Below are 26,561 nucleotides of genomic sequence, written 5' to 3'. Positions count from 1 at the left end.
TACTATATCATGCACTCTTAAAATTTTCAGTACTGGTCTGAATTCACAGGCCCATTATAATCACCCCGACAGCGGCGACCTATGCCGTAGTCAAAGGACAGTTCAACGAAGCTGTTTCCATTGGTACAGAATTCTTATCGGGGACAATCCCGTTTACCGTGACGGCCTTATTAAATGACACGGAGCATACCTATAAACTGACCTGCGGGACAGCTGGCACAGCTGGCAATAACTGCGTAGGCACTATCAAGCCGCAGATGACTATAACAGGGCTGAGTACAGCGAAAATTACAGAAATCATTACGCCAGGTGAGGCGGAAGAGGATACAGAAGCATTCCGCACGCGCTACTTTGCCGCGGTCAAATCACAGGCCTACGGCGGAAATGGACAGGATTATAAAGAAAAAGTGCTGGCCATTAATGGTGTAGGCGGCGTGAAAGTGTACCGTTGCCCTAACGGCGGCGGTACGGTCGGCTTGACGATAGTAACATCTGCATACGCGGCCCCGACGAACGAGTTTGTATCAGAATTGCAGGAGAAGATTGACCCGACGTCTGATCAGGGCAAGGGCTACGGCATCGCCCCTATTGGACATACTGTAACGGTATCTGCGGCAAAAGAAACAACTATCAATGTATCGGCAAAGATTACCTGCGCAAGTAATACAACGGTAGATGATTTGAAAGATTCAATTACAAGTGCTATCAATGCGTATTTTAAAGAGTTAATTAAAAAATGGTGCCAGCAGACGGAGAAAGAATATTTGGTCGTGTATACATCGGCTATACTTGTTGAACTTCTTGAGGTGTCAGGAGTCGAGGACGTATCGGACATCGCGATTAATTCCGAAACCGTCAAAGTGACATTGGGAACATCTGACATTCCTGTACTGGGTACGCTGACACTGACAGCGGGGGCATAATATGGCTACTGTAGCAAGTAATATCATCACGATCCGACAAAAAGAGGCCATGACACTGCCAATCAACATAACTGACTCGGCGGGGAAACCCTATATACCCGCGGCAAGTGATAGCGTTGTTTTTACCGTCAAAGAGTCGCTGGATAGAACGAACATCATCATACAGAAACCAGTGACAGACGGACAGGTGACACTTACTGCAAACGATACCAGCATTGCTACTGGATTTTATATGTACGATGTACAGCTTACAGCTTCAGACGGTTTTGTTAGTACGCTCATCAAGCCTACTCAGTTTGTCGTTACTGATAAAATCAGTATGCAACGGGATATCGACATCACGAAATTCCTGCCTCCAGTAACAAAAGATATCCGCGATGTACAGAAACTATGTGAGGCGGAGAATATAGAATTCCGTTTGATGTGGAACTATCTGTTAGAGATGTTCAATAACCAGTTCATTGCAACCATGACGGAATACGGCCTAGAGCAATGGGAGAAAATATTTGACGTTATCCCGTTGAGTACAGACGTATGGGACGACAGGCGCGCACGCATCCAGTCACTCATAAAAGGCACGCGGCCTTATACAGACGAGAAACTGGAAGAACTGCTGGATCTCATTTGCGGCAAGGGCGGCTATGCGATTGATAGGGATTATGCCAACTATAAAATCACTATCAAAGTAAATCTGGGCGTTAAATCAAAGCTACTGGAAGGACAGCAGCTACTTGAAACTATTATTCCAATGAATCTGGGCCTGACAGTTACGCTCAACTATAACAGACATAAAGACCTGAAAAAACTCTTTACACACGGAGAAATGAAATCATATAAACACAAGTCACTAAGAGAGGATGTGTTACCATAAATGGCTAATCTGACAACCAACTACGGGCTAACGAAACCACTACAGGAAGAGACCTATGATGTAGATGTATTCAACGCCAATATGGATAAACTGGACGAGCTGATAAAATCGCTCGAAAAGAAATTCATGCCGCAGGTAGGCGATGTCATTATCACGCTTGACGGCACGAATCCAGGTGACAGCCGCTATCCCAATACGACATGGGCACTGGTCGAGGGCGGCGAATACATCAGAGCTGCTGGAACTGACATCGCGGCAGGGAGTGAGGGTGGCTCCGATACCGTCACGCTGGCCAAAGAGAATCTTCCCAGTCACGACCATACAGGGACGATTGCAAGCGGCGGGGCTCACGTTCATACAGGAACAACAGATAACTACGACCTGAGCGGCAACTTCCGAAGCCGTTCGAACGTCTACTATGGAAAGGGCGCAGAATCTACAATCGGCAGTGTGTCGGCTAATGGTAAGTTCTCGGTCCTGCAGGATGGCTTACGTTCTGAGGGGAATGCAGATAATAACCGCAATGAATACATCTGCCATTTTAATGGCCTGCACAATCACCAAGTAACTATTAACAGCGGTGGTGACCATACACATACAATCACTATCAATGCAACAGGAGAAGGGAAACCATTTACCGTGACTCCCAGATATAGAGCATTTTACATCTGGGTACGCCAAAGCTGAGGTGATAGCCTATGTACTCTATGGACGGTCAGAACATCTATATCAATCGAGGCGACAGCGGGCGGTTTAAATTGACGCTGACTAATTCAGACTCAACGACCTATACACCAGCGGCAACGGATACAATCGTTTTTACTGCCTATAATGGCAATAAAACGTTATTTAGTACTCATATCTATCCGGCTGACTCTTATATGACACTACAGCCAAAACATACAAACAACCTTGACTATGGTACATATACATATACAGTTACGGTTACTCAGTCAGGCGGCTCGACGTTTACCGTATCGAGCGGCTATAAATTTATCGTAGAAAGCGAGGTCACGTTTTAATGGCAGATACAACATTAACAGGTATACTATCAACAACGTTTGTTGATAAACCAGACGACGTATTGAGCGCAAAAACATATGCAGACGCGGCGGCAAATGCGGCTAATGCCGCATCGACCAGTGAAAATAATGCTGCTACGTCTGAAGCCAATTCAAAAAAATCGGAAACTGCCGCTAAAACATTCGAAACGAATGCAGCCAGTAGTGCAACGGCGGCGGCTACATCTGAAACGAATGCGGCTAGTAATAAGACGGCGGCGGCGACGTCCGCATCAGCCGCATTAAATAGTGCAACAGCCGCGGCACAGAGCGAATCAAACGCATCAACATATGAACAGCAGGCGAAGTCACAAGCAGCTGCTGCGGCAAATAGCGCTACCGCGGCAGCGGCCAGCGCCAAGACGCTGACCTATGCCACATCTGATGAAGCAACGGCCGGCACAGCGACGGATAGGATGATTAACCCGGCTACACTCAAGACTGTTCTGGATGCAGACCTGTCTCCAATTAATACAAATATCACGAATTTGCAAAAAGCCACGACCGTCGATTCTATCCGCGACATGATTTTAAATCAGATTATCCCACAGTCCGCGGCGGCGCATAATGCATTTTACCGTGGCAAGGATCTGACGAGCTATTTTGATAGTGGCGATATGAGCAAAGCCATCGCAGCAGGCACGTTTGCAGATATTTATCCGGGCGATTATATTACAAAATCCGTCACGGTAGACGGCACGACGCACAGCGACGTCAAGTGGATTGTCGCAGACCTTGACTATCACCTGCATCGCGGCGACACGGAAACGACCGCGCATCACGTCGTGCTGATTCCAGAAAACAATATCGGCACATCGAAAATGAACGGCTCAGATACAGCGGCTGGCGGCTACCAGAGCAGCTATATGTGGGGCACGACGATTCCAAAATATGTCACAGGCATCACGAACGCGTTTGGCTCTGACCATGTGCTGACACACAGAGAACGTCTGACGAAAATGATTGACGCGAATGCATATGCAGGCGGGGGTGGCTTAGGTAATGGTGCAACTGTATATACGAGTGGGGAATGGGTAGACGTTACGGTCAATATTCCAAACGAAGCCATGATGTATGGTCATGCGCCTTTTGCCTCGTCTGGCCGAGACACCTATGGTTGTAATAAACAACTGGCAGCATTTAGATATGGCCAAAACTTCACGAGAGCTTCGTGGTGCTGGTTGCGTGACGTAGCGAGCGCCATTTACTTCGCGAATGTCGGCGGGGACGGTGAAGCCGATTGCGGCGTCGCGTCGGGCGTCAACGGCGTCCGCCCGTATTTCCTGTTACGATGACCCTCACGCCGCCCCCTTTATGGGGCGGCAGATAGGAGAAAGAATGAGCGTATTAGCAAGAGAAAGAAAATTGTCGAAGCTCGAATTTTATATGAACGCAAGAAGGCTTTATAAGAAGATTCTTTTCCTCATGATTCGAGACTTCGGCGTAAAACCAAGGGCCAGACAGCCGACATTTTACACGCGCGGCTGGGACGCAGCTGACAAAGAGTTATTCGAAACGATTGCGGCAAAGTACGGCTTGATGCGCATCGTCGATGATTATCCGTTTTGGGTACTCGATTCATTCCGCGGCAAGCTCATCCGGCTACTCGACGAAATGATGGAAAGCATCACGCAGGCCTACACCATTTGGGCGACGAATAAAGCCGAAGCAGACTTGCGTCGTGTGTCTCAGGACAAAGCGATTGCAGCTTGCGAAAGCCTAAAACAGACGTTTGAATTGATTGTCGACATATTGCCGGTCAAAGCAGACAAACTGCTGCCGCACATTGACGCTATCAATCGAGAAATCGCGCTCTTGAAAGGCTGGCGAAAGGCCGACAATAAGCGGAACAAGACACTGAAATAAACGAATACTGGGTATATGCTGATAGCGAGCGCCATTTACTTCGCGAATGTCAACGAAAACGGTGAAGCCGATTACAACAACGCGTCGAACGTCAACGGCGTCCGCCCGCTTCTCAGAGCGTCCAGAAGGCTATAAGCCGGAGCGCCTAACAGGGAATGAGCATATATCCGTCCGGGAGGTAAATGAACGCCGTGACGTGCTGTATCTACGGATACACACTATAGGCGCGGCGTACAACTGTATATGATTAAGAAATTAGATGGAGACGCCTATATCCGGGCCTGCAAGCACCTGGAAAAGTCCGCGGGATGGAAGTATAGCGCCCAACAATATCTGATGAACCGCCTGACAGAGCTGTCGGCATTAAAGAAAGACGTGGATGGTGGCACATATGAGCCACAAAAGGGGACGTCATTCCATGCTGTCGAAAATAGTCACGAACGCATTATCACAGCTATGAGACCAAGAGACGCCGTATTCCAGCATGCGCTGGCTGATGAAATCATGATACCGATTCTGAAGAAATACCTCATCCATGACAGCGGTGCCAGCCTAAAAGGGAAAGGCATTGCGTTTACACGCCGGCGGTTCGAAGAACATCTTCGCTGGCACTATCGAAGATACGGGACCGAGGGCTACATCCTCATGATTGATTTTCGGAAATATTTCGATAACATCAGACATGATACAGCTCTGCGGCTCATCAGCGAGAAAATTCACGATAAGCAGGTCATGGAGCTCATCAGAAAAATCTTTGATTCATACCGCGTCGACGTATCATACAGCACCGACGACGACATCGACGGCAAAGTATTCGATTCCCTGGCATACCAGCGCATACCGAAAGAGATGAGAACCGGCAAGCGGTATATTCATAAATCCATCGGCATCGGTTCACAAATTTCACAGATTGTTGGCGTCTTCTATCCCACACGCATCGACACGTACTGCAAGACGGTAAGGCGACTGCACTGCTATGACGTATATATGGACGACCGCATCGTCATTCATCCAAGCAAAGCGTATCTAAAGGGATTACTGAAAGAAATCGAAGCCATGGCCGGAAAGCTAGGTATTTTCATCAATCACAAGAAAACACAGATCATCAAATTGTCGCACGGCTTCACGTGGCTAAAGACAAGATATATCCTGACGCCATCTGGGAAAATCATCCGGAAAAATCCACGTAAGTCAGTTACACGTGAACGGCGGACTATGAAACACATGGCAGCACTTGCCAGAAACCATGAAATTGAATGGGATGATTTGAAGGAACAATATAAAAGCTGGCGCGGCGATAAGAAACGATACAATGCTTATCACACGCTGAAGAACCTAGATGAGCTATATAAGGAGCTAATGCAAATGGAAAGAAAAGAACAAAATGTCAAACATTGAAGTAATCGACGTTCAGTACGAAATCATCCGGCTTCAGGCACTGCTTATCAAGCGGCTGGCATTACAAGCCGGACAACTGAACGTCGCAGAATGTGAGCTGAAAATGGATATTGATAATTTACGGACAGAAATAGAGGCGCAAAATGAATGAAAACGAATTAATCACGCGGCTCGACCGCATCGAGAGCCAGATCACAAATTTAAACCGCGACGTAGTGGCTGCCATTGAGTCGGGGAAATCGGCGCATCACCGCATCGACGACCTGAAGCACGATATTTGCTGGACCTTAGGCTTTAGCGTCACGGTCGTCGGCATTTTTGCGTCAATCCTGACATCAATCCTGCCATCGTTCCTGCAACGCGTATAAGAGGTGACGCTACATATGGACAGAGTGAGAAAACTCTTAGAAATAATCATCGTAAAGACAAACCGCTTGAAAATCGCGCGTGCGCCGAAAATCATGGTTTACTGGTTCTTGATACATGTGCTGGTATGTATCGTGCTTTTCATCGCCGCCTGGGTGTATGACTGGATGCAGACCGGCCGTGGGAATCTTCAGGCAATGACGATTTTCATTCAGACATTGACGTCGGTGTCGTTCATCGCGGCCGTCGCTTTCTTCGGCAAAGCGCTGATTGACGATGACGGCGACGGCGTGCCGGACGAATTTGAAAAGGGAAAGGATGATAGAAAATGAAACAGGGGTTCGATATTTCGTATTGCCAGCCATCGCTGGACTTTGACCAGGCCGTAAATGACGGCTATGAATTCTGCATCATCAAAATGAGCCAGGGCCGCCATGACGGGACTATCTATGAAGACGACTATTTCCGTTTCCACATCAACGACGCTATTGCCGCTGGCCTGGCTGTCGGCGTGTATCATTTCTTCGGCGCAACGGATCCGGACGACGCAAAAGCCGAAGCTGCCGAATTCATCAGCTTATACCGGTCCCTGGTCACACCGGGCGTCACGGACGGCGCCGGCGTCTGGCTGGACGTAGAGGCAGAAGCAGGACAAGTGCTGGACCAGGTCGACAAGGCTACACTGACAGCAGCCGTTTTTGAATTCATCCTGGCATGCAACCAAGCTGGCATCGACATCGGCATCTACGGGAATTGCAACTGGCTCGACAATCATCTGGATCTGTCGCAGTTCGCTGACTACGTTAAAATCTGGTTGAGCGAGCCGGACAGCGAGCCGTACTGGAAAAACGAACATCCGGAACGTACGGTAAAAATTTGGCAGAATTCGTTCGAAGGGAACGTCGGCGGCGTCTACCCGGTCGACACGGACGTGATGTACGATGAATGATGACAAGCTAAAAACGTTTGTTCAGGAACACCGAAAAATCATCATTATTTTTTGCGTTTTTGCGGCCTTTTTAATTTTTGCCACGACAATTTATATGCAAAAAGAAGAAAAACGCGCCACAGAGCCGATTAGAGTAAAAAATGAGGAAATGATGAATTCTGACGCTGTAAAGAAGAATTTAAAGGTCGATTCGAGGGCCGCGGACGACATTTCACGCGAAATCCGATGCATCGACCGTGAAAATGTCGTGCCGGCGGCATCGTATGTTATCGAGGCGCCGACGATTGAAAAAGCGGCCGACATTACGACGTGGGAAATAAAAGAAAATAATCAGAGCCTGCCGGCGGCCGCGACCGAAAAGACGGACCGGACCGTCGTGGCCACGGATTCGCAAAAACAGAAGGTTGACGTGTACAAAATAAATCTCCGGAACAACCACAAAATCAAAGCCGGTGTCCTGACAGCGGACGGCAAGACATACGTCGGCGCTGGCTACCAGGCCGGACGATGGGAAGCCGCCGCCTATACGCATACAGGCCGCCAGGTGGAAGCTGGCAGCGTGATGTACACGGTCAAACAATGGTGACTGTATAATTATCATTAGGAATCATCAGAAAATCATACGCATAGAAAATTACCGTTGCACATATAAATGCAACGGTAATTTTCTCGTCAATCTTACAAAATCTTATAAAATGTCTAAACGACGAAAGTACCGTATTAACCGCATAGCAGAGCGGCTTGACAGCATCTTGCAAACAGGTGCAAAATCTGTACAAATTATTAGGTACGATAATTTAACGTTATCGGAAGTAATTCTATGAACTTTCCTCCCTCCCAGGGCCTCGGCTTTGGTCAAACCGGAAAATTCACATACATGCATTTTTTAGTGTTTTTTTGATATTCACCTATTCAGAATTTTAAAATTTTTTCTGCAGCCGGCTCACTGCCATTGCCAGCCTCACCGTCCTATGTCATTCTGTCCGGTTCCTGTGATCCCGGATATCCCGTATGACTTGAGACGTATTTTATGTACATATAAACGCTGTACAGCTGTATTTTTTGTTTAAAACCCTATATTTTCATAGAAATCGAGCAATTTGGCCCTTTTTAGGCGTTTTAAATACTTTTAGGTGAATTACTCGCGAAACTTCCTTTTTTTGAGCCTATTTTGGCCTTTAATTCTCTCCTTTTTACATAATTGAGAATATATAGGTTGTAAATGAGAATTCAGAAAATCAACACGAAAAAGAGAGCCACTTGGGGGGTGTGGCTCTCTTTTCATGAAAGGTACCTTCTGAGGTAAAAGGGAAGAAAGAAAGTTGGAAATACAAATTTGCAATACGTATTTGCAAGTACAGTATAACAAAAGTTTCGTTATATTGCAATAACTAAACTTTATCGATTATTCCCTTACGTTTTATTATTTCCTTAAGCCTATTTATCAATAATTATTACAAAAAGGCTATCTCTCGTTTTACTTGAAAAATAGCCTTTTCATCTAAACTTGGGATTCGCTAGAGGCGGTGCAGCCTTAGACTTCGTACCTTCCCAACAGGGAAAGTGGGGTCTCAGAACCCGTTAGAGGCAAAACGCACAGTTACTTCACACGCGGTACGCTCTATCGTTACTGTCACGCGCTGCGCCCGAGTGGGAAGGAATTGCTAAGTCGGGGTTGTGGCGAATAACGGTACCGTGCTGTACGTTAAGGGGGGACCAATTTCTTCTTCCGAGCGCTGGTACGCCCACTTTCCCCCTTGGCAAGGTACGATTTCGAATCCAGTGACGCCGCCGTGGCGGCAGTGTCTTCCCGGTCAGGAAAACCTGCGCCAGCAGCGTCTTTTTCGTTGCTTCTATTTTGTCATGCTCATGCCGGATTTATAGGCGGCAAGTTCTTTCGTCAGTGCGGCTACTTGCTGTTTCAAGGCTAAGACATCTTCGGTAATGGAGATTCTCGACCGGATTACGTTGCTCGTCTGGCCGAATTTCCAGCTGATGCCGAAGTTCATCATGTTTTCTCCGCCATTGAAGGAACCGCCGATACTGAACATCATATTTTCGTTCGGGCGATAGAATGCGCCGATGGCCACGGCATTGGCATTACTGTAATTGCCATAGGCTGCAGCGAAATCCCATTTATTATCCGGGTCAAAGTCTAGCGGATGGAGTCCGGCCAGGGCGGCAGCTCCGGCACCAACGCGATTGATACGGGAGTCCAGCTTACTGATCTGGCCACCGAGATTGGTAATACTTTTCGTATTCATGCCTATCTGGTTATCTAGGGCGGTGATATTTTCAGCTGCTGTATTGGTTTGCCTGATGTAATTGCCGTCGGCCTGGACCCGCGTTTCCTGATACACTGTGTCCCCGCTGATCAGCTTTGTATCACCTGAGGCTACCTTGCCGTCGGCCTTTACGTTGATAGTGTATTCGTCCGCACCAAATTCATTACCCTGGGTAGTGAGGGTGACATTTTCACCGGCTTTTACGGTACTTCTCGTATCATTTCCCTTTGCCGCCATGGCTACGACCTGTTTCAGCTGGGCTACATTGACGGCATCCGTATCGGCTGTCCCGGCTGCTACGCCAATGATTTGACGGGTAATGCCATTGGGCGCATCCCCTACGGCAATAGCGGCGGCTGTCGATTGCCACGTACTAGCCAGTGCACTCGGTGCTGCTTTTACCGGTTTTGCACCCGTTTGGACCGTACTGGTGGGACGATAGCCAACGACGCCTTTGTCGACAGATGCTACGGAACGACTGCCCAAGGCGACGGAATCCTTCAAATCCGCTTTAGCCTTAGAACCCAAGGCAACGGCGTTTTTTGCCTTTTCACCGGTCAGGCCACCGGCAGCAGCAAAGCTGTTTTCTCCTAAGGCCTCACTCCTGTACCCTAAGGCGGCAGACGCATTGCCAATCGCCCGTGCCCGGAAGCCATAGGCGAAGGAGTTCCAGCCTTTAGCGTTATTTTGTAGTTTATGCCTGCCCTCAGGTGTAGATACATCTGCATCCCCTTTATTTCCGGCTTCCGAATAGGCGCCGCCAGCAAAGGAATAGGACGCGTAGACGTTATTTTCCAGCCCAAAGGCGAAACTGCCCATAGCATAGGCCTGATTCTTCCAGCCTGCAGCCTGAGCTGCATGACCATAAACGTTATTATAAAGACCGACGCCGATGGAATTCGTTCCATCAATCTGGTTGTTGGTACCAATGGAAGCAGACCGTTCACTAACCGTGCTGTCTCCCTCGGACGTTTCCTGTGCGCCTACCACCAGATAGCCATGAGTGCGCAATTCGTCATTGGTGTTGACACTGCTTACGTCAATCGTTCCGGATCCGTTACCGGACGTACCCATCAAATGATTCACCTGTAACACGTCTTTGCTCACCATCAGCCCATGGACAGTGACGGCCGGTTTATTAGGATTAAGCGCACTGCCATCGGCTTTTTTCCCATTCACGATCAACGTGCCCTGAATCACGGCATCCTGAGCAGCAATCGATGTATCCTCAGCCAAGACCAGCGAACCGCCCGTGCAAACCAGAGCCACACAAAGAGCCGCCACTACCTTATTGTAGCCCGTAGTATGCCTGAAAAGCCCTGGTACGGCAATATATCTGTTTTTCACCTTGCTCCAAACGACCCTATATATCTTATCCATGACACAAACCCCTTTCTACTCTCTAACCTGTAAGTGGTCCCTCCTCGGTATGTTCGTTTCTTAAGAAACGAAGTTACCAGTACGTATACCCATTGCCCTCACTGCCTTCCCTGCAGCTGGACAAGCGTATAAAAATCTCCCAAATCATCCGGCAAATCTACCGGTAAATAATCTCGTATAAAAAAAGCGCGTAACCAAAATATTAGAAATTATGATTTAATTTTGCGTATAGCAAGCCAAATTAATTTCCATTGTGTCATAAAGATAACATGTCATCAGAACTTTATTTATAGTTTTATTATATTGTAAAATGGATTATTTTATATTACAACTATACTAAAGTATATTAATTTTTATTCTAAATTATAACTTATTTGCATAGATTAATTTAAATAATATACATTTAACAGGTAAAAAATCATTATAATTAATGCGAAAAAATCAACCATGCCCTTAAAATAAGGTATTTTGACTTTTATATTGCTCTGATTTTATATAATTAAAATCTATTAAAAAATTAATAAGTACTACTATGAAATAAAAATAAAAAAATAGGCTTTCTCCGAGACCGTAGAAAGTACGGCGAATCCGGGATAGAGGTTGAATCCACAGAAATGCCCTCTTCAGTCCCAGCTCCCCCACAGGTGGCGCCTTTTTTTAGAACGTTCTGCTTACGGTTGCACTATACGTTACGCCGCGCTGGACTCCTGTCCAGCCTGTTACATGGAGGTCGGCGCCCCAGGGATGGTTTTTGTCTATTTTGCTTTGCCAGCCTAGTTCTAATAATGCGCTGTGGCCTTTTACGCCGGCTGCTGGGGTTTCAAAGGTGCTGTAGCGGGCGGTGGCGTTATCGCCGAATTGGTAGTTCCAGGCGAGTCCCGCATAGTAGGATGTGGTGGGGCTCATGTCTTTGGTCCAGCGGAAGCCTAGTCTTGTGTTGTAGGTGTTGATGGTGTCCAGGTCGTATTGGGAGGTGCCTAGGTCTGAGTGGAGTTGTACCGTGTCGCTGCCTAGGTGGGTCCAGAAGAGTTTGCCGTAGTAGTCTACGGAGGTCGTGTCTTTCTTTACGATTTTGCCGGCTCCTAGCATGACGCTGACGTACGGGGCGCTCGTGTCATAGCTGGTCAGGTGGTTATCTATTTGACCGTGGAAATCACCGTTCGTGCGGCCGGCGTGGATGAGGGCTTCGTAGTGGAGGCCGTTATCCAGGTCTCTGCGGGCGAGGAGGCCTGCGCCTACGTAGCGTTGGTTGCCGTCGCCGCGGGCGCCGTCATCCAGGTGGCTCGTGTAGTTGCCGTTACCGTATTCGAGGAACGGCATGAACGTGTCCGTGTGGCCTTTCCGGTCAGTTCGTTTGACGAAGCCCAGGTTGGCGTTGAGGCCGTACGTGTCGACGTAGGAGCCTGTGTCGGCGCGGAGGTCGTGGCCGCCTACGACTAGGTAGGGTGTGAAGTCGCCTTTGGTGGCTTTGTCTGCGTTCCATGCGGTGAGGGCGCCGTCGTAGGCGCTGGTGGCGGCAAAGTCGCTGCTGGTGCTGATGAGGTTTACGGCTGCGGCCCGGTCTTCGGCGAAGAGTTTCGTGTCAGCGTTCAGGGTCGGTGTCGTATTTTTGAGGATACCGATGACGATGGTGTTGTCGTCTTGTTTCCAAATGGATGCTTTGCGCTGCAGGAAGCCTGCGTCGGTGACGGTGTCTTTGCCGTCCATCATGGCGTAGGTGGCACCGTCGGTGGTGAGGCCCTTGGCATCATAGATAAGGTTGATGACTTGGCCTTCGCTGAGGTTCGTCGTTTCTTCTACGCCGGCCTTGACTGTGGCGTTTGTCAGGTCCGCTGTGCCCGTAACGGTGAGGAACGTGTCACCGGCCACAGTGTCTGCCGGGACGTAGAAGTTGTACGCTTGGAAGTGATCCAGGTTGGCGACACTATTTCCTTTGGCATAGACATTGAGCGTATTGCCTGTGCTTTCGGTCTGGCCGATGCCGCCGGAAAGGTTCAGGCTTTCCCCTACTAAGGGCGCATAAAGGTTGACGATGTTGTCGTTGGCTGCGGCTGAGTCGGACTGGCCGCCGATGATGCTGTTATTCACTGTGCCGCCGTAGTAGTTTACCGTGTTGCCGTTGGCGGAGCCGCTGACGTAGTCCGTAGTAGTGAAAACTTCTTCATGGTTTACATAATCGCTTTGTGTTATTTCAAAAGCTTTTGCGTAGCCGCCCCAGAGGAAATCGGCCGTGCCGCTGATCATGTTGACCGTATTGTCTTTGGCCTTGCTGGTAAGCTTAGCTTGAGTCTCAGCCCCTACGTAGGTGTCGCTCAGGAATGCTATTTCATTCAAGTCGTCTCTCAGCGTGCCATCTGTTCCCAACACACCTGCAGCGCCGCCATAGGCACTGGTTACCGTGCTGTCAGAAAGGTTGACCGTATTGCCTGCAGCCTCACCATAGCCAACAATACCGCCATAGACGTTAATGGCCTGGGAATTTTTCTGCAAGGTCACCGTATTGCCTGCGGCTGTACCTTGGAAGGCCAAGCCGCCAACCACGTGCCCATAGCGTAGTTCCCCATTTTCAATTTCTCCTGTCACATTGCTTCCTGTCAGAACGACTGTATTGCCCGTGGCCGTATCGCTCATGCTCTGTGTAAGCATCATTTCCATATCACTGAGCTCTTCTGCATCAATATAGGCAGCGGTCCCGCCGCCAATGACGTTGAGGGTAATTGTGCTGTCCGTCAAGAAGACGCGGTTGTCATTTGCCATGTCACTTGCGATTATGGATAGAGAACTTGAGTTCTTTTCAGAATCGTCTTCCTTATAAACAGATATGTTGGTGCCGGAGTTGCCGGCTATGACATTTGCTGCCTGGTAGTGATTTAAGGAAACCGTATTACCATTGCTGCTCAAGGATACAGCATAGCGCTCAGCCGAACTCGTATCGTTTACAGTGAAATTTGCATTGGATTCTGTATAGCTGCCACTGGCGGTTTTGATGTGTGCCAACTGGGGCATGTCAGGTGAGCCAACCAGAATTACTGTGTTATCATTGCTCTCACCATATAGCCGTGCTCCTTCGTTTTCCGGGTCTAAATCTGCAAAAACAAGCAAATAACCACCGAGGGCCTGGGACCAATGATAATTTCCCGAGTCGTCATCTGCGCCATACACATTTTCAAAATATATGCTGTTTCCATTGGCACTGGTGTAGGCCCTCCTATCGTCCGATACATACAGATCATTTTCTGTATAACCGCCAACAACGGTATCGTTAATGCCGACGTTCTCCAAGCTGACCTTGTTTCCGTTGGCACTGCCACTCCTCGTTTCACCGCCGGTTACAAATGCAGAAAGCTGAGAATATCTAGATTTCACAAACACATTCGTTTGGGCTTCCGCCCCGCTGCCGCTGAGGGTCCCTTCCAGGCTGACGATATTGCCGCTGGCATCGCCCTTAGTCGTGTAGCCGCCATAGATATCGTGATAGGTAATAGGTGTAGTTGATTCATTGGTGATGGTCACTGTGTTGTTACTGGCAGCAGAGGGCTGCAGATACGGGAACAGGTCAGAGCCTTCGCCGATACGCTCTACAGAACCACCATATATTTGGCTAAACACGGTGGTATTTTTCAGCGTAACCGTATTGCCGCTGGCGTCTGCCGTAAAAGGTGCAGTGATGCTTGTATTGTCTTCATCAAGAAAAACGTAGCCGCCATAGACCGTGCCTTTGACATACGCATTTTCTGCATCCACCGTATTTTCATCGGCTTTGCCATAAGGGGCATAGCCGCCGTAGACACTGCCCCACGTGACAGAGCCCAAGCCTGTATATGGATTGCCTTCTTGTGATGTGTTGTATAAGTTTTCGTTATTTTTCTTTGTACTTGAATTATATCACGTTTTGTTTGCTGAAAAGGGCGAGTGGCATAAAAGGGACGTTTTTTGGCAGGAAAGGCATGGGGAGTGACGGGAAAAAGCCCATCCGCATGTCGGATGGGCTTTTGATTGTGGGTGCGTGGTGGCCGCAGGCTGGGAAGGGGATTATTTTGCTAATCGGGCCTGCGGCGCTTTGGTTTACGCGGCTGTGGATAATCAGCGTTGATGTAGTTCCGGTTTCTACTCTTCCGACGACGCGATTGCGTCGTCTTTTCTCCGCTGGAGGAAGTGGTGCGTTAGCACCGATGGAGGTGCATTTTTTTCTTATCTTACGAAGTTGGTGAAGGCTTCGGTTTCCGGTTGTGGATACGCTACGCCGGCTTTTTTGCCTGCTTCGAAGCATTGCATCATCCAGATCATGTTGCGGGCCAGGTTGCGCATGACTTGGAGGCCTTCTTTGTCTTCTTTTGTGTCTGCGGCTACCATGCCGTGAACCATGTTCCAGTAGGTAGAGCCGGCTACTGGCATTTGGGCGATGCCGAAGTATTTATTAAGGCCATCCAGGGTGGCTGTCGTGCCGGCGCGGCGGGCTACTGCTACGGCTGCGGCAGGTTTGTATTGGAAGGCCGGATAGATTTCGTTTTTGCCGCTGCTGAAGAATACGCGGTCCAGGAAGAAATAGATACGGCCGCTGGGATGGGCAAAGTAGGTAGGCGAGGCGAAAACAAAGCCATCGGCTGTTTTGGCTTTTTCGACAAAGTCATTGACGCCGTCATCCTTATATACGCAGCCATCGTCGTGGCTTTGACAGTACAAGCACTGCGTACAGTCACGCAAAGGGGCTGCTCCGAGCTGGACAATTTCTGTTTCAATCTGAGCAGCTTCAAAAACCTTGCTCATTTCCTTCAGAGCCTGCATGGTGGTACCATTTACATGGCTGCTGCCGTTTAGCATTAAGACTTTCATAGTAATTGCCTCCTGTTGTAGTAAAATTAGTTACAGTACTATTATAGCATATCTGTCAAAAGGTCAAAGTGGCGGGTTAGAATAGTGATTAACGTTAATCAACCGAATCCGAATAATATTGCCGTTTTCTTCAGATTACCTTATGATAAGGATGTTCAGATAGATGATTTGGATTTGAACTGCGATGGATTCAATGCGGAAACTCGTGAGGCTCTTGATGAGTATGAAGCGATGAAAAATCATCCGGAGCGGTATCGACGGTATAGTAGTTTTTCTGAGTTGGTGATGGATGTTGATAAAAATACTATTGATTCCAAATAATCAACATGAAAATGGAGGTGTGAAAACACACCTCCATTTTTCATACTGGATTTATATCCATTTCCATTTTTATTTCGTTCAGTGTTTCTCCCTTCGTACTCCAGTCATGGTTTTCCACTGTTTCTGTAATTCGGAAGCCGAGTTTTTTATAATGTCTGATGGCGGCTGTCAGAGGACTAGCTGTCCAAAGGATGAGTTTTTGATAGCCGACAGACGTTGCTTTCGCCATTAAGGCCTGAATTAACGCCGAGCCAACGCCATACTTGCGGTATTCCTTTTCTACAGCAAATAATCGAAGCTGTCCTACTGATGGCTCATCTGTTTGGCAGAGCATAATGCAACCAATAGGGGTTCCGTTGCTTTCTGCCAGAAACAATTCTTCTCTTTGATTCTTGGGCTTCTGCGCAAAATCAAGGGCAATCTTTGCGGCATATTCCGTAAAGCTCGAACCCCACGAATATTCTTCGGAATAGAGTTTTTTATGAAGATTTGCTGCATACTGTGCATCTCCATCTTGATATGGTCTTACAACGAAATCCATTGAAGAAATACCTCCTATTTTCAGATATATCTAAGTTTGTAAATTGATTTCTCTTGTTATATATTTTTCCATACATTAAATCAAACATATATCAAAATAATATCACTTCACCGTTCCATGTCTTGTTCTACTTGACAAAAGGTTTTGCCTTTTCAAAAGCTGAGACGCATTTACCACCGTTTCCTCATCTTCCCGTCTTCGCCGATTCTAAACCACGCTGCGTAGAGTGTCGGTAATACGAGCAGTGTCAAAACTGTCGCTACGAAAAGACCACTGGCTATGGCTACGGCCATAGGGCCCCAGAAGATGTTGCGCATGAGTGGGACCATGCCTAGGATGGCGGCTGCGGCTGTGAGCATGATGGGCCGGAAGCGCATGACAGCCGAGTCGATGATGGCTTGCCACGGGTTATCCCCGGCGGCCATGTGTTTTTGGATCTGGTCGATGAGGATGATGGCGTTGCGGATGATCATGCCCCCTAAAGCTAGGATGCCTAAGTACGCTACGAAGCCCAAGGCTTGTTGGAAAATGAGCATACCTGCAGCTACGCCAATAAGGCCCAGTGGTGCCATGATGAGAGCCATGACCATGAGGGACGGACTTGTAAGCTGGAACATGAGGAGTGTCATAATGAGGATAATCATGATCGGTACAGGCTGTAACAGGTACTTCAAGGATTTCTGACTATCTTCCAGGGAGCCGCCAATATCGATGCTGTAGCCAAAAGGCAGGGATTTTCGCAAATCGGCCAACGAATCATAGGCTTTTTGCGTGGCGTCGTTGGCTGTACCCGTTTTGATGCCGGCATTGATGGTGATAGTCGGCTTCAGGTCGCGCCGCCAAATGAGACCGTCTTCAGCGTCGTAGCGGATCTTCCCTAATTGTTCCAGAGGCACGTAGCCTGTGGTTGGACCCGTATAGACAGGCAAACTTTGGATGGTAGCCAGATTCTGCCGGTCTGCGTCGCGCAGGCGCAGCTGGATATCGATCGTCTTGTCCGGCGCGTAATATTGAGCGACTGTAGCGCCGGAGATTTCTGTATAAAGGGTCTGGGCGACAGTCTGGCCAGAAATGCCTAAGGTTTTCAGCTTGTTCTGATCCAGGTCGACGCGCATGACCTTGTTCTTTTGGTTCCAGTTGAGAAATACGTTTTCCGTGTTCGGATCCTTGGCGATGATCTGGGCGGCTTCTTGGGCGTAGGCCTTGACCTTGTCCGTATCGTAGCCGCTTACGCGCAACATAATAGGATAGTCCGCCGGCGGGCCTAAGGGGACTTTTTTGACGTTACTGCGCACGTTCGGGTATTGGTCGGCCATTTCCTTCTTGATGTCCTGCGTCAGTTCTTCCCTAGCGGCTGTATCCTTGGCCACGACGACGAACTGGGCGTAGTTATTGGCCGGCAGGACCGGTTCGATCGTGAGGACAAAGCGCGGTGCCCCTTCACCGACGTAGTACGAATAATCCTTGAGGAGACTATCCTTGCTTTGGAGATATTTTGAAAAACGGGCAGCCTCCTTTTGCGTTGCCTGAAGAGACGAGCCTTCAGGGAGGGTCATTTCCACAATCAATTCAGGCCGCAAGGACGGCGGGAAAAATTCCTGGGGAATAAATTTCATGAGGCCCAGGGACAGGACAAATAAGGCAGCTGTACCACTCAAGACAATAGTCCTGTGGGTCAGGCACCAGCGCAGGACGCGGCGGAAAAAGACGTAGAAACGCCCCGAATAAAGAGGCTTTGTTTCCGTTGCGGCCTTGGGCTTAATAAGATAATAGCCAAAGAGCGGCGCTACCATGACCGAGACAATCCAGGAAATAACCAGGGCTGCCGTAATAACCGGGAACAGGGCCTGGCAAAATTCCGAAGCAGCGCCGTCGGCAAAGGCCACGGGAATGAAACCACAGCAAGTGATGAGCGTGCCTGTGAGCATGGGCTTTGCTGTGGCCTTGAAGGCGTAGCACGCCGCGTCGAAGCGGTTCATGCCTTTTTCCAGCTGGACCGTCATCATTTCTACGGCAATAATAGCGTCGTCCACGAGGAGGCCCAGGGCGATGATCAGGGAGCCTAAGGAAACCTTGTGCAAATCGATGCCGGCAATCTCCATGACGCAGAAAACGCCAGTGAGAACCAAGGGGATGCAAAAGGCGACGACCAGGCCTGTGCGCAGGCCCAGGCTGAGGAAGCTCACGATAAGGACGATGATGATGGCTTCCCGCAGGGTGTTGACGAAATCGGAAATGGAGTCTTTAACGACCTGTGGCTGGTCCGAAACCTGGTGGATTTCCATGCCTGCCGGCAGGTCCGGCTTGACGCTCGCCAGGAGTTTTTTCAGGTTTTCGCCGAGCGCCAGGTTGTTGCCGCCGCTCTTCATAGACAGGGCAATGCCCACAGCAGGCTGACCGTTGTAGTACATCTGCGGGTCTGCCGGTTCCACGTCGCGCCGTTCGACCGTCGCAATGTCGCCTAAGCGGAAGACATGCCCGCCAGCGTTAATGGGCAGGTTGCGGATGGCTTCCACGTCGTTGAACTCACCGGAAAGGCGCAGGTAGACGTTATCCGATTGTGTGTCGATCATGCCCGACGGCGTCATGGCATTTTGGCCGTTGACGGCATCGGAAATGACCGTCGGCGCAATGCCCAGCTCGGCCAGCTTGGCGTTGGCCACTTCAATGTAGATCTTTTCCGTCTGCACACCTAAGAGCTCGACCTTGCTCACGTCGGGCACATCGAGCATGATGCGGCGGATTTTTTCTGCCTTTTGGCGCAACTCTTCATAGGAATAGCCGTCGCCGGTAATGGCGTAGACGGAGCCGTAGACGTCATCAAAGCGGTCATTGTAATAGGGACCGTAGACGCCACTGGGCAAATCCTTCTTCATATCCTCCGTCAGGTTGCGCACTTCGAGCCACGTGCTGCGGATAGAATCGCGCGGTGCCTGGTCTGTCAGGTTCACATAAATGACGGACTGGCCCGGACGGGAATAGCTTTTGATGTAATCGAGGTTAGGCGTGTCCTGAAGCTTCTTTTCGATCTTATCTGTAACCTGTTCCTGCATCTGCTGCGCCGACGCACCGGGCCAGGCGACGCTGACGACCATAGTCCGGACCGTGTACGTCGGATCTTCCATGCGGCCGAGCTTCATATACGAAAAGACGCCGGCAATGGCCACGAGAATGATGAAATACCAGACCAGAACGCGATGCTTCAGGGCAACTTCCGAAAGGTTTCTCACGTTTCATCACGCTCCGTTCGTACGCGCTGGCCGTCGTGGAGCATGTGTACACCGGCTGTCACGACTTCGTCACCAGCCTGGAGGCCTGTAACGCTGACACTGTTATCGCCAAATTTCTCTACCTGTACAGGTACGAGTTTCAAGGTCTTATCCTTGCCAACGACAAAAACCTGAGGCGTGTCACCGGTCTGATACACGGCCGACAAAGGCAGTACATACGACGCCCCTGTCGCGGCTGCAGCAGCATTGGTCACGGACGCGGTCATGCCCAGTTGCAGTCCTGCCGGCGGTTCAGGTAAGGTAATAGAGACCTTGTACGTCCGCGAGGCCGTGTCGGCCATAGGTGCTACTTCCCGGACTACGCCACGTACAGGCTGGTCATTAAGAGCCCAGAAGGTAGCTGAAACCTCTTTGCCGGTTGGGAAATCGGCTACATGGTTTTCAGGCACGTTGATTTGCACTTCTAAGTCACCGTTATGGACCAGCGTGAGTACCGTCTGACCGGCTGCCACGACCTGCCCTACTTCCCCGGTCACAGCAGAAATCACGCCATCGGCATCAGCCGTGAGCTGTGTGTAGGAAAGCTGATTTTCTTGGGCTGACATGGCGGCTACAGCCTGGTCATATTGAGCCTGAGCCTGATTATACGCCGTCGTATACTGATCGAGGGCCGCTGCACTAACAGCATCCTGAGCATAGAGCTGCTGATAGCGGGCCAGATTGGACTTAGCCAAATTGAGCTGGGCTTCGGCGGCACTAACCTGGGCCTGTGTCTGGTTTACAGCCTGGGCCACATCCTGGGGATTAACCGTCATGAGGACGTCACCAGCATGGACGACAGAGCCGAGCTGCACGTTTCGTGCTGTAATGCGGCCACCGGCCTGAAAGGACAGATTACTTTCGTAGCGGCCCTTGACACTGCCGGCATAGGTTCCTGCTGTAGACCCGGCTTCAGCACTGCCTACTTGTACTGTCTTGACGAGCTGGTCTGCCGTCTGCTCGTGGGACGCATCAGAGCCACACCCGGCCAGGACGAGGCAGCAAACCAGAGCCAGGACGAGACATAGGGATTTATTTTTCATGCTGATCTCTCCCTTCGGGCCACACCAAGGCAAAATCGGAGTGAACGGCATTATCGGCCACAAGCTGCATGATCGATAAGGCCTTGGTCAGCGTCGCCTCATCGATACCACGGCTCACGCAATCGGTCCAGCTCTTCAAGATGGATTCCAGCTTGCCCTGGACTGCCAAGGCCTGGTCCGTCAGGGACAGATATTTGAACCGCTTATCTGCTCCACTCTGCTCGCGCCGGACAAAGCCCTTCTCTTCGAGGAGCTTCACATTCCGCGCCGTCATAGCCTTATCAGACTGCAGACTGGCGCACAAATCATTCTGACTGCAGCCATCGTTCTGATAGAGCGCCATGAGGGTAATATACTCAGAATAGGAAAGATTCCACGCCTGACAAGCCCAGGTGATAAAGGCCTGAGAACGGCGATTGATAATGCCAAAGAAATGACCTGCCTGTAAATGGTCCATATACTGTTCACACTCCTGCTCGTATGACACTTTTTGTTGACCTAATCAACTATAACGACATACTAGTTGAGTTAATCAACTAGTTTTCTTGAGACTAGTATAGCAGAAGGAAATTGGGAAATCAAGAGGAATGAAATGAACCACTTTCGTCACAGAACGGAAATTCTGTGACGAAAGTGGTTCATTTACGGTACCTAGCTTTTTGCAATCACCTGTCTGCTATCTTCTCTATTTCTTCGGATGCGGAATAACGACCTTCTCTACTTGTACAGCCTTGCCGTCAATAGTCATGATGGCAAAGGTGATTTCCTGATCGAAGCGGCGTTTGCCGCAGCTGCCGGGGTTGAGCCAGAGGCGGCTATCGATGGTCTCTTCGAAGTACTTGTGGGAATGGCCGAAGACGACGATGTCGATGCCGGGTAAGTCTTTGGGGACGAATTTTTTGTTGTGGACCGTGAAGAAATGGACGTCTTCAATCTGGAAGGTCAGCGTCTCCGGCATCCCTTCGGCCCATTCCTTGTCGTTATTGCCACGAACGACGTATAAGGGAGCTAGTTGTTTCAATTCGTCCAGAATGGCAGGCTTATTGATATCGCCACCATGGATGATGACATCGCAACCGGCAATCCGGTCCAATACTTCAGGACGCAAAAGACCGTGCGTATCAGAAAGAACGGCTATAGTTTTTGACATGAAATCACCTCGAATATTGTAAAATATGGCCCGCATCAGGCTGCGCGGAAAAACAAAACACCCCTTGCTTTCTCCGGGGAGAAAGTACTGTTTGCTTTGGCAAACAGGGATAGAGGCGAACCGTAAAGACATGTACCGTGGATCCTAATCGAAAGAGGCGAAACGTAAAGCCCCGTACCGTAGATCCCCACACCTCTGGTATACGCCGCCAATGCCCGCAGCCGTGACACAGCAGACCATGCGCCTGTCGAGGGCGACAGATCTGCCTGTGGCTGTGGTGTATGCCAAACATACCTTGGTTTATTTTTCTATTTTTATATTTTTTCGGTTTTACTTCGTTTCCGCTTCTTCTATTTCCTTCAAGCACCGTCCGTCAGCTGCTTTCCAGGTACGCGGGCCACTGACATTATACCCTAAGACGAACGCGGCAGCAGCGGAAGAGCTCGAAAAAAGAATATTTTCTGTTGTTACCCAGTTCTTTACTTTCCCCAATTTCAGGAGGTCGGCACGTTGTTTAATAGCGCCTGTGCTCAGCGATTTTTCTGCGGTTTTTTCATTGATGGTGGCCCCTTCTAATACGACAAACCCTTCTGCCGTGACTTTCCCGGTGGCATTGACGTTTCCCGAGGTGATGGACAACATGCCAGTTTCCAGTTGAGGCGCCACGGAATCAGCCGTACGGGCTTCTTCTACTAAGGGTTCCAGTACCTTATACCCGAGTGTGTTAAGCAGAATCTGCACGTTTTCGATGAATTCTTCCATCATGGCCACTTGCGATTCTTTTATGACCGTGTTGCGGTACGTATTCTTCGTGACGACCGTATAGCGTCTGGTCTTTCTGGCTATTTCTACAAAGCGATTTTCGAGGTAACGTATTAGTGCCTTATTGAGGTCATGACCGATGAAAATAACCGCTGTGTTCCAATAGAATTATTCTTTGTCCGGGTAATCCCGGATATGTTGAACTAACCGTTCCTTAACGTTCTCTGATTCGCCGATGTAGACGATGTCTGCGTTGTCATCATCCTTACCAAAAAGGAAGTATACACCCACTTCGGTTACGTCGTCACGTTTGCAAGCGGCTACTTCAATACGCGGAATCTTGATGGCCTTGCCGTTCCAGTTTGATAATTCCGCTGTAATAATGCTGTCTGCTGTTCCATTGACCAGGAACAGTTCGATTGATTTTCCATGGGGGCATTCTCCGTCACATGCCTTTCGTTTTTTAATGTATGTATCCATTGTATCAGAAAATAGCCCGTTGACCTAGATATAGTATTTCGATTTAACGCAAAAAGCCCCCAGCCCCAGGACACTCAATGCATGTCCTGAAGCCGGAGGCTTCGTTATTATTTTACTCTTCTATTTTTCTCTATTAAAAGGCTCTGGTCAGTGATAATCCATAGGTGACGCCACGTTGTTTCCCGGCCCAGCCGGTAATATTCACATCGGCGTCCCAGGGGTTGTCTTTGGTGATTTTGCTCTGCCAGCCGATTTCTAAGAAACCACTGGAGCCTTTCGTGCTCGGGTTGGGCGTGTTGAAATAGCGGTAGGAGGCTTTGGCGTCGCCGTCAAATTCGTAGTCCCAGCCCAGGCCGGCGTAGTAGGAATTGTGGTCGCTTTGCTGTTTCGTCCAACGGACGCCTACGCGGGTACGGTACGAGTTGATAGAATCGAAGTCGTATTGGCTGCTTCCCAGGCTGGAGTGCACTTGTGTGCTGTCACTGCCCACGTGGGTCCAGAAGAATTTCCCGTAGTAGTCGAAGGAATGAGCGTCCTGCGTGATGACCTTGCCCAAGCCCAGTTCTGCGGCTACGTATGGCGAGCTGCTGTCGTAGGTAGCTTCGTAGCCTTTGATGCGGCCTTTGAAGTCACCACTTAAACGACCGGCGCGGATCATGGCTTCGTAGTGCAGGCCATCGGCCCGGTCACGGCGCCAGAGGATACCGCCACCTGTGTAGTGCTGATTGCCATCAGCCCGGGCACCATTGTCAAGGTGACTGGTGTAGTTATTTCTGCCATATTCAAAGAACGGCATGAGTGTATCTACATGGGAATCTTTCGTATAGCGGCGGACGAAGCCTACGTTGGCATTGAGGCCATTCGTATCGATGTAGGAACCTGATTCGTGACGCAGGTTGAAACCGCCTAGGGAGACGTACGGTGTGAAACCGCTGGATACTTGGCTGGCTGCTGCGATAGCATCGGCATAGCCCGTCGTCGTGACCATGTTGGATGCCTGCCACAGTGTTTCCAGACTGGCTGCGCGGGCTTCGGCCAAGAGTTTCGTGTCCGGCGAAAGGCTTGCCTGCCCGTTTTCAGGAATGTAGAGGACGACGGATTTCTGATCATCTGTAGTCTTGATGCCTACAGCGCGGGTAACGAAGCCAGCGTCGGTGACGGTGCTCTTACCGGCCATCATAGACAGAGTGGCATCCGTCGTCGTGACGCCATGGGCATTGGTGATGAGCGTCATGATTTCACCGGGATGAAGCTGTGTCGCGTCTTCTACGGCTGCCTGGATGGTTGTGCCATTCAGATTTGTCGCTTCATCGCCGGCTATAGTCAGCATGGTTTCGCCGGCTGTTGTGCCAGTGGGTACGTAGAAATTAAGGTTCTGGAAATCGGCCAGCTCGCCAATACGAACGTCTTTTAGATAGAAATGGAGTGTATTGCCGGTACTTTTCTTGCCTTCTCCTGCTGTGCCGCCGTAGAGGCCGCTGGTACTACCCAAGGTGCCACCTGTAATGGTGACGACGTTATCCGTAGCATCGCCGGCTTGTGCATAGCCACCATAGATATCGCCGTAGATGGTGCCGCCACTTATGCGAACGCTGTTGTCAGAGGCAGTGCCACTGGCTGCCCGGCCGCCGTACAGATCTGCCTGCACGGTATCGCCCTGCAGCACTACCTGATTGCCAGTGACCTGCCCTGAGCCTTGGGACCAGCCCCCTGCCAGGACATTGCCAGCGCCGGCTTTGCCTACGGTAGCGCCGGTCATGATTACCTGATTTCCCGTAACGTCTCCTGCCGAAGTGCTCCCGGCAAACCCGCCTGCGGCCTGGCCCAAAAGCTGTGCGTTCTCCCGGATTTCCAGCACGTTATTCGTAGCGGCACCACCCATGGTATAGCCGGCATAGCCTCCGGCATCGGGATCCGTAAACCCGCCAGCATCGTTGCCGCTCCCGAGCACGGCTTGGCCACTCAGTGTCAGGATATTGCCTGTGACATCTCCCTGCATGCTATAGGCGCCGTAGGCATTGTACTGCACCACGCCGCCACTGAGGTGTACCTGGTTGGCCTGGGCCACGCCGTCGCCGTCAGTGATAAAGGCCCCACATACATTGATGCCGACCGTTGCCGATCCTTGCAGCTTCACGACGTTGCCCGTTGCCGGACCAGCCATAGCAAAGCCACCGTAGACACTGCCTGCAACGGTACCACCCATAAGGTCTGCCGTATTATCGGAAACCAGGCCAGTACCATACGTCAGGCCGCCCTGGAGGTCTGCGGCAACGGTTCCGCCGGTCATGGTGACGGTATTGCCCGTAACGGCACCGGTGCTATCTTCTCCATCGACCTGCCCTCCGGTGACAGAATTATACACCTGTACGTTGTCCTCTAAGGTCACGGTATTGGCCAGAGCCGCCCCGCTGTTACTGACACCGCCGTATACGTTGCCGTTATCAAAATCCTCCTCGTCACCTACGACAGTGCTGCCGCTAAGGCGTACGTCATTGCCCTGGGCAGAGCCACGGTAACTATAGCCGCCGTACACATTTTCCTTTACTGTGCCGTCACTGACCGACACCTGGTTTTCCTGCGCCATTCCGGCAGCCGTATACGCGCCGTACAAGGCGCCTTTGACCAGGCCGCCGTTCATGCTCACGTTGTTTTCTTTGACCGTTCCCGTGCCTTTGCTGACATAGCCGCCATAGACATCGGTTGCGGCCAAACTGCCGGAGGAAATTTCCAGAGTATTCTTCTCTGCGGCTCCGGTTAAGGAAAAACCACCGTAGGCAATGCTCAGCTCTTCTGCAGTTGCCTCAAGGATCAGCGTATTGCGCAACGCACTGGCACCTGTATCCGTAGCATGACCGCCAAAGACCGACTCCGGACTGTGCCCGGCAACGGACTGGGTCTGCCCGATTACATCACTTGCCCCGTAAACAGGCAGGGCGCCCATACCCGTACTGAGTATGGCCGCCAATATAGCATACGATATAAATTTATCCCGCTTTTGCATCCCGTTTCCCCTCTTTCTCATGTATATCTATATCAATCGCCTAATTTGATATAGATATC

At 50.0% G+C, this 26,561-nt stretch carries 24 protein-coding genes; 13 read left to right on the top strand and 11 right to left on the bottom strand.

The annotated features are described in order from the left end of the window. The first annotated feature begins 158 nt into the window (after positions 1–158). The 12 genes from PGX44_RS08160 (at position 159) to PGX44_RS08105 (ending at position 8,020) form a co-directional block, all read left to right on the top strand. A complete protein-coding gene (locus tag PGX44_RS08160; RefSeq protein WP_498854986.1) occupies positions 159–923 on the top strand; it encodes a baseplate J/gp47 family protein in 765 nt (254 codons plus the stop codon). Between the two features lies 1 nt (position 924). Continuing rightward, entirely contained in the window at positions 925–1,794 is an 870-nt protein-coding gene (locus PGX44_RS08155) for a putative phage tail protein (RefSeq protein ID WP_498854985.1), read from the top strand. After that, positions 1,795–2,481 (top strand): hypothetical protein, encoded by a 687-nt coding sequence (locus PGX44_RS08150; RefSeq protein WP_498854984.1) that lies wholly within the window; start codon positions 1,795–1,797, stop codon positions 2,479–2,481. Positions 2,482–2,501: 20 nt separating this feature from the next. Further along, a complete protein-coding gene (locus PGX44_RS08145) occupies positions 2,502–2,816 on the top strand; it encodes a hypothetical protein (protein ID WP_498854983.1) in 315 nt (104 codons plus the stop codon). Between the two features lie 62 nt (positions 2,817–2,878). Then, a complete protein-coding gene (locus PGX44_RS08140) occupies positions 2,879–4,150 on the top strand; it encodes a hypothetical protein (protein WP_498854982.1) in 1,272 nt (423 codons plus the stop codon). Positions 4,151–4,193: 43 nt separating this feature from the next. Beyond that, positions 4,194–4,721, top strand: coding sequence for a hypothetical protein (locus tag PGX44_RS08135; RefSeq protein WP_498854981.1), 528 nt, complete (start codon positions 4,194–4,196; stop codon positions 4,719–4,721). Between the two features lie 243 nt (positions 4,722–4,964). Then, the gene (locus tag PGX44_RS08130) at positions 4,965–6,119 is read left to right on the top strand and encodes an RNA-directed DNA polymerase (protein WP_498854980.1); all 1,155 of its coding nucleotides are present in this window, start codon (positions 4,965–4,967) and stop codon (positions 6,117–6,119) included. Continuing rightward, complete coding sequence (locus PGX44_RS08125; protein WP_498854979.1) at positions 6,106–6,270, top strand: hypothetical protein; 165 nt, start codon at positions 6,106–6,108, stop codon at positions 6,268–6,270. Before PGX44_RS08130 ends, PGX44_RS08125 begins: the two co-directional genes overlap by 14 nt. Then, entirely contained in the window at positions 6,263–6,487 is a 225-nt protein-coding gene (locus PGX44_RS08120; protein WP_498854978.1) for a hypothetical protein, read from the top strand. The genes PGX44_RS08125 and PGX44_RS08120 overlap by 8 nt, the downstream gene beginning before the upstream one ends. A gap of 15 nt (positions 6,488–6,502) precedes the next feature. Beyond that, positions 6,503–6,817: a hypothetical protein gene (locus PGX44_RS08115; protein ID WP_498854977.1), complete on the top strand. Its 315-nt coding sequence runs from the start codon at positions 6,503–6,505 to the stop codon at positions 6,815–6,817. Next, positions 6,814–7,434 (top strand): glycoside hydrolase family 25 protein, encoded by a 621-nt coding sequence (locus PGX44_RS08110; protein WP_498854976.1) that lies wholly within the window; start codon positions 6,814–6,816, stop codon positions 7,432–7,434. The genes PGX44_RS08115 and PGX44_RS08110 overlap by 4 nt, the downstream gene beginning before the upstream one ends. Positions 7,435–7,582: 148 nt before the next feature. Then, the gene (locus PGX44_RS08105) at positions 7,583–8,020 is read left to right on the top strand and encodes a hypothetical protein (protein ID WP_498854975.1); all 438 of its coding nucleotides are present in this window, start codon (positions 7,583–7,585) and stop codon (positions 8,018–8,020) included. Between the two features lie 1,267 nt (positions 8,021–9,287). On the opposite strand, the gene PGX44_RS08100 is transcribed toward PGX44_RS08105, so the two are convergent. From PGX44_RS08100 to PGX44_RS08090, 3 genes are all read right to left on the bottom strand, one after another. Continuing rightward, a complete protein-coding gene (locus PGX44_RS08100) occupies positions 9,288–11,099 on the bottom strand; it encodes a YadA-like family protein (RefSeq protein ID WP_498854974.1) in 1,812 nt (603 codons plus the stop codon). Positions 11,100–11,756: 657 nt separating this feature from the next. Further along, positions 11,757–14,912 carry a hypothetical protein gene (locus tag PGX44_RS08095; protein ID WP_498854973.1) on the bottom strand — a complete coding sequence of 1,052 codons (3,156 nt, stop codon included), beginning with the start codon at positions 14,910–14,912 and terminating at the stop codon, positions 11,757–11,759. Positions 14,913–15,290: 378 nt separating this feature from the next. Then, on the bottom strand, positions 15,291–15,932 hold the full coding sequence (locus PGX44_RS08090; protein ID WP_498854972.1) for a flavodoxin family protein: 642 nt from the start codon (positions 15,930–15,932) through the stop codon (positions 15,291–15,293). Between the two features lie 84 nt (positions 15,933–16,016). On the opposite strand from PGX44_RS08090, the gene PGX44_RS08085 reads away from it, so the two are divergent. Next, entirely contained in the window at positions 16,017–16,253 is a 237-nt protein-coding gene (locus PGX44_RS08085) for a hypothetical protein (RefSeq protein WP_498854971.1), read from the top strand. A gap of 40 nt (positions 16,254–16,293) precedes the next feature. Here PGX44_RS08085 and PGX44_RS08080 read toward each other — a convergent pair whose 3' ends face one another. From PGX44_RS08080 to PGX44_RS08045, 8 genes are all read right to left on the bottom strand, one after another. Beyond that, on the bottom strand, positions 16,294–16,794 hold the full coding sequence (locus PGX44_RS08080; protein ID WP_498854970.1) for a GNAT family N-acetyltransferase: 501 nt from the start codon (positions 16,792–16,794) through the stop codon (positions 16,294–16,296). A gap of 170 nt (positions 16,795–16,964) precedes the next feature. Beyond that, on the bottom strand, positions 16,965–20,024 hold the full coding sequence (locus PGX44_RS08075; protein WP_498854969.1) for an efflux RND transporter permease subunit: 3,060 nt from the start codon (positions 20,022–20,024) through the stop codon (positions 16,965–16,967). Further along, positions 20,021–21,106, bottom strand: a complete 1,086-nt coding sequence (locus PGX44_RS08070) for an efflux RND transporter periplasmic adaptor subunit (protein ID WP_498854968.1) — start codon at positions 21,104–21,106, stop codon at positions 20,021–20,023. The genes PGX44_RS08075 and PGX44_RS08070 overlap by 4 nt, the downstream gene beginning before the upstream one ends. Then, positions 21,096–21,563: a MarR family winged helix-turn-helix transcriptional regulator gene (locus PGX44_RS08065; RefSeq protein ID WP_498854967.1), complete on the bottom strand. Its 468-nt coding sequence runs from the start codon at positions 21,561–21,563 to the stop codon at positions 21,096–21,098. The genes PGX44_RS08070 and PGX44_RS08065 overlap by 11 nt, the downstream gene beginning before the upstream one ends. Positions 21,564–21,791: 228 nt before the next feature. Beyond that, entirely contained in the window at positions 21,792–22,256 is a 465-nt protein-coding gene (locus PGX44_RS08060; RefSeq protein WP_498854966.1) for a metallophosphoesterase family protein, read from the bottom strand. A 330-nt stretch (positions 22,257–22,586) separates the two neighbouring features. Next, a complete protein-coding gene (locus PGX44_RS08055; protein ID WP_498854965.1) occupies positions 22,587–23,021 on the bottom strand; it encodes a DUF4357 domain-containing protein in 435 nt (144 codons plus the stop codon). Between the two features lie 165 nt (positions 23,022–23,186). After that, a complete protein-coding gene (locus PGX44_RS08050; protein ID WP_498854964.1) occupies positions 23,187–23,498 on the bottom strand; it encodes a GIY-YIG nuclease family protein in 312 nt (103 codons plus the stop codon). Positions 23,499–23,631: 133 nt separating this feature from the next. After that, positions 23,632–26,466, bottom strand: coding sequence for a beta strand repeat-containing protein (locus tag PGX44_RS08045; protein ID WP_498854963.1), 2,835 nt, complete (start codon positions 26,464–26,466; stop codon positions 23,632–23,634). Positions 26,467–26,561: the final 95 nt, after the last annotated feature.

Origin of the sequence: Caecibacter sp. AF58-12pH5A, from assembly GCF_027681725.1 — a bacterium.
GTDB lineage: Bacteria > Bacillota > Negativicutes > Veillonellales > Megasphaeraceae > Megasphaera > Megasphaera hominis.
Note: the sequence above shows the minus strand (reverse complement) of the source record. Positions and strands in the feature narration are given on the sequence as shown.

Bases quoted from the DNA above. Each gene is read 5' to 3' on its own strand.
- PGX44_RS08120 (WP_498854978.1), top strand. From the start codon at position 6,263: ATGAATGAAAACGAATTAATCACGCGGCTCGACCGCATCGAGAGCCAG.
- PGX44_RS08100 (WP_498854974.1), bottom strand. From the start codon at position 11,099: ATGGATAAGATATATAGGGTCGTTTGGAGCAAGGTGAAAAACAGATAT.
- PGX44_RS08110 (WP_498854976.1), top strand. From the start codon at position 6,814: ATGAAACAGGGGTTCGATATTTCGTATTGCCAGCCATCGCTGGACTTT.
- PGX44_RS08105 (WP_498854975.1), top strand. From the start codon at position 7,583: ATGATGAATTCTGACGCTGTAAAGAAGAATTTAAAGGTCGATTCGAGG.
- PGX44_RS08060 (WP_498854966.1), bottom strand. From the start codon at position 22,256: ATGTCAAAAACTATAGCCGTTCTTTCTGATACGCACGGTCTTTTGCGT.
- PGX44_RS08125 (WP_498854979.1), top strand. From the start codon at position 6,106: ATGTCAAACATTGAAGTAATCGACGTTCAGTACGAAATCATCCGGCTT.
- PGX44_RS08065 (WP_498854967.1), bottom strand. From the start codon at position 21,563: ATGGACCATTTACAGGCAGGTCATTTCTTTGGCATTATCAATCGCCGT.
- PGX44_RS08055 (WP_498854965.1), bottom strand. From the start codon at position 23,021: ATGATGGAAGAATTCATCGAAAACGTGCAGATTCTGCTTAACACACTC.
- PGX44_RS08090 (WP_498854972.1), bottom strand. From the start codon at position 15,932: ATGAAAGTCTTAATGCTAAACGGCAGCAGCCATGTAAATGGTACCACC.
- PGX44_RS08145 (WP_498854983.1), top strand. From the start codon at position 2,502: ATGGACGGTCAGAACATCTATATCAATCGAGGCGACAGCGGGCGGTTT.
- PGX44_RS08115 (WP_498854977.1), top strand. From the start codon at position 6,503: ATGGACAGAGTGAGAAAACTCTTAGAAATAATCATCGTAAAGACAAAC.
- PGX44_RS08080 (WP_498854970.1), bottom strand. From the start codon at position 16,794: ATGGATTTCGTTGTAAGACCATATCAAGATGGAGATGCACAGTATGCA.
- PGX44_RS08070 (WP_498854968.1), bottom strand. From the start codon at position 21,106: ATGAAAAATAAATCCCTATGTCTCGTCCTGGCTCTGGTTTGCTGCCTC.
- PGX44_RS08135 (WP_498854981.1), top strand. From the start codon at position 4,194: ATGAGCGTATTAGCAAGAGAAAGAAAATTGTCGAAGCTCGAATTTTAT.
- PGX44_RS08155 (WP_498854985.1), top strand. From the start codon at position 925: ATGGCTACTGTAGCAAGTAATATCATCACGATCCGACAAAAAGAGGCC.
- PGX44_RS08130 (WP_498854980.1), top strand. From the start codon at position 4,965: ATGATTAAGAAATTAGATGGAGACGCCTATATCCGGGCCTGCAAGCAC.
- PGX44_RS08150 (WP_498854984.1), top strand. From the start codon at position 1,795: ATGGCTAATCTGACAACCAACTACGGGCTAACGAAACCACTACAGGAA.
- PGX44_RS08050 (WP_498854964.1), bottom strand. From the start codon at position 23,498: ATGGATACATACATTAAAAAACGAAAGGCATGTGACGGAGAATGCCCC.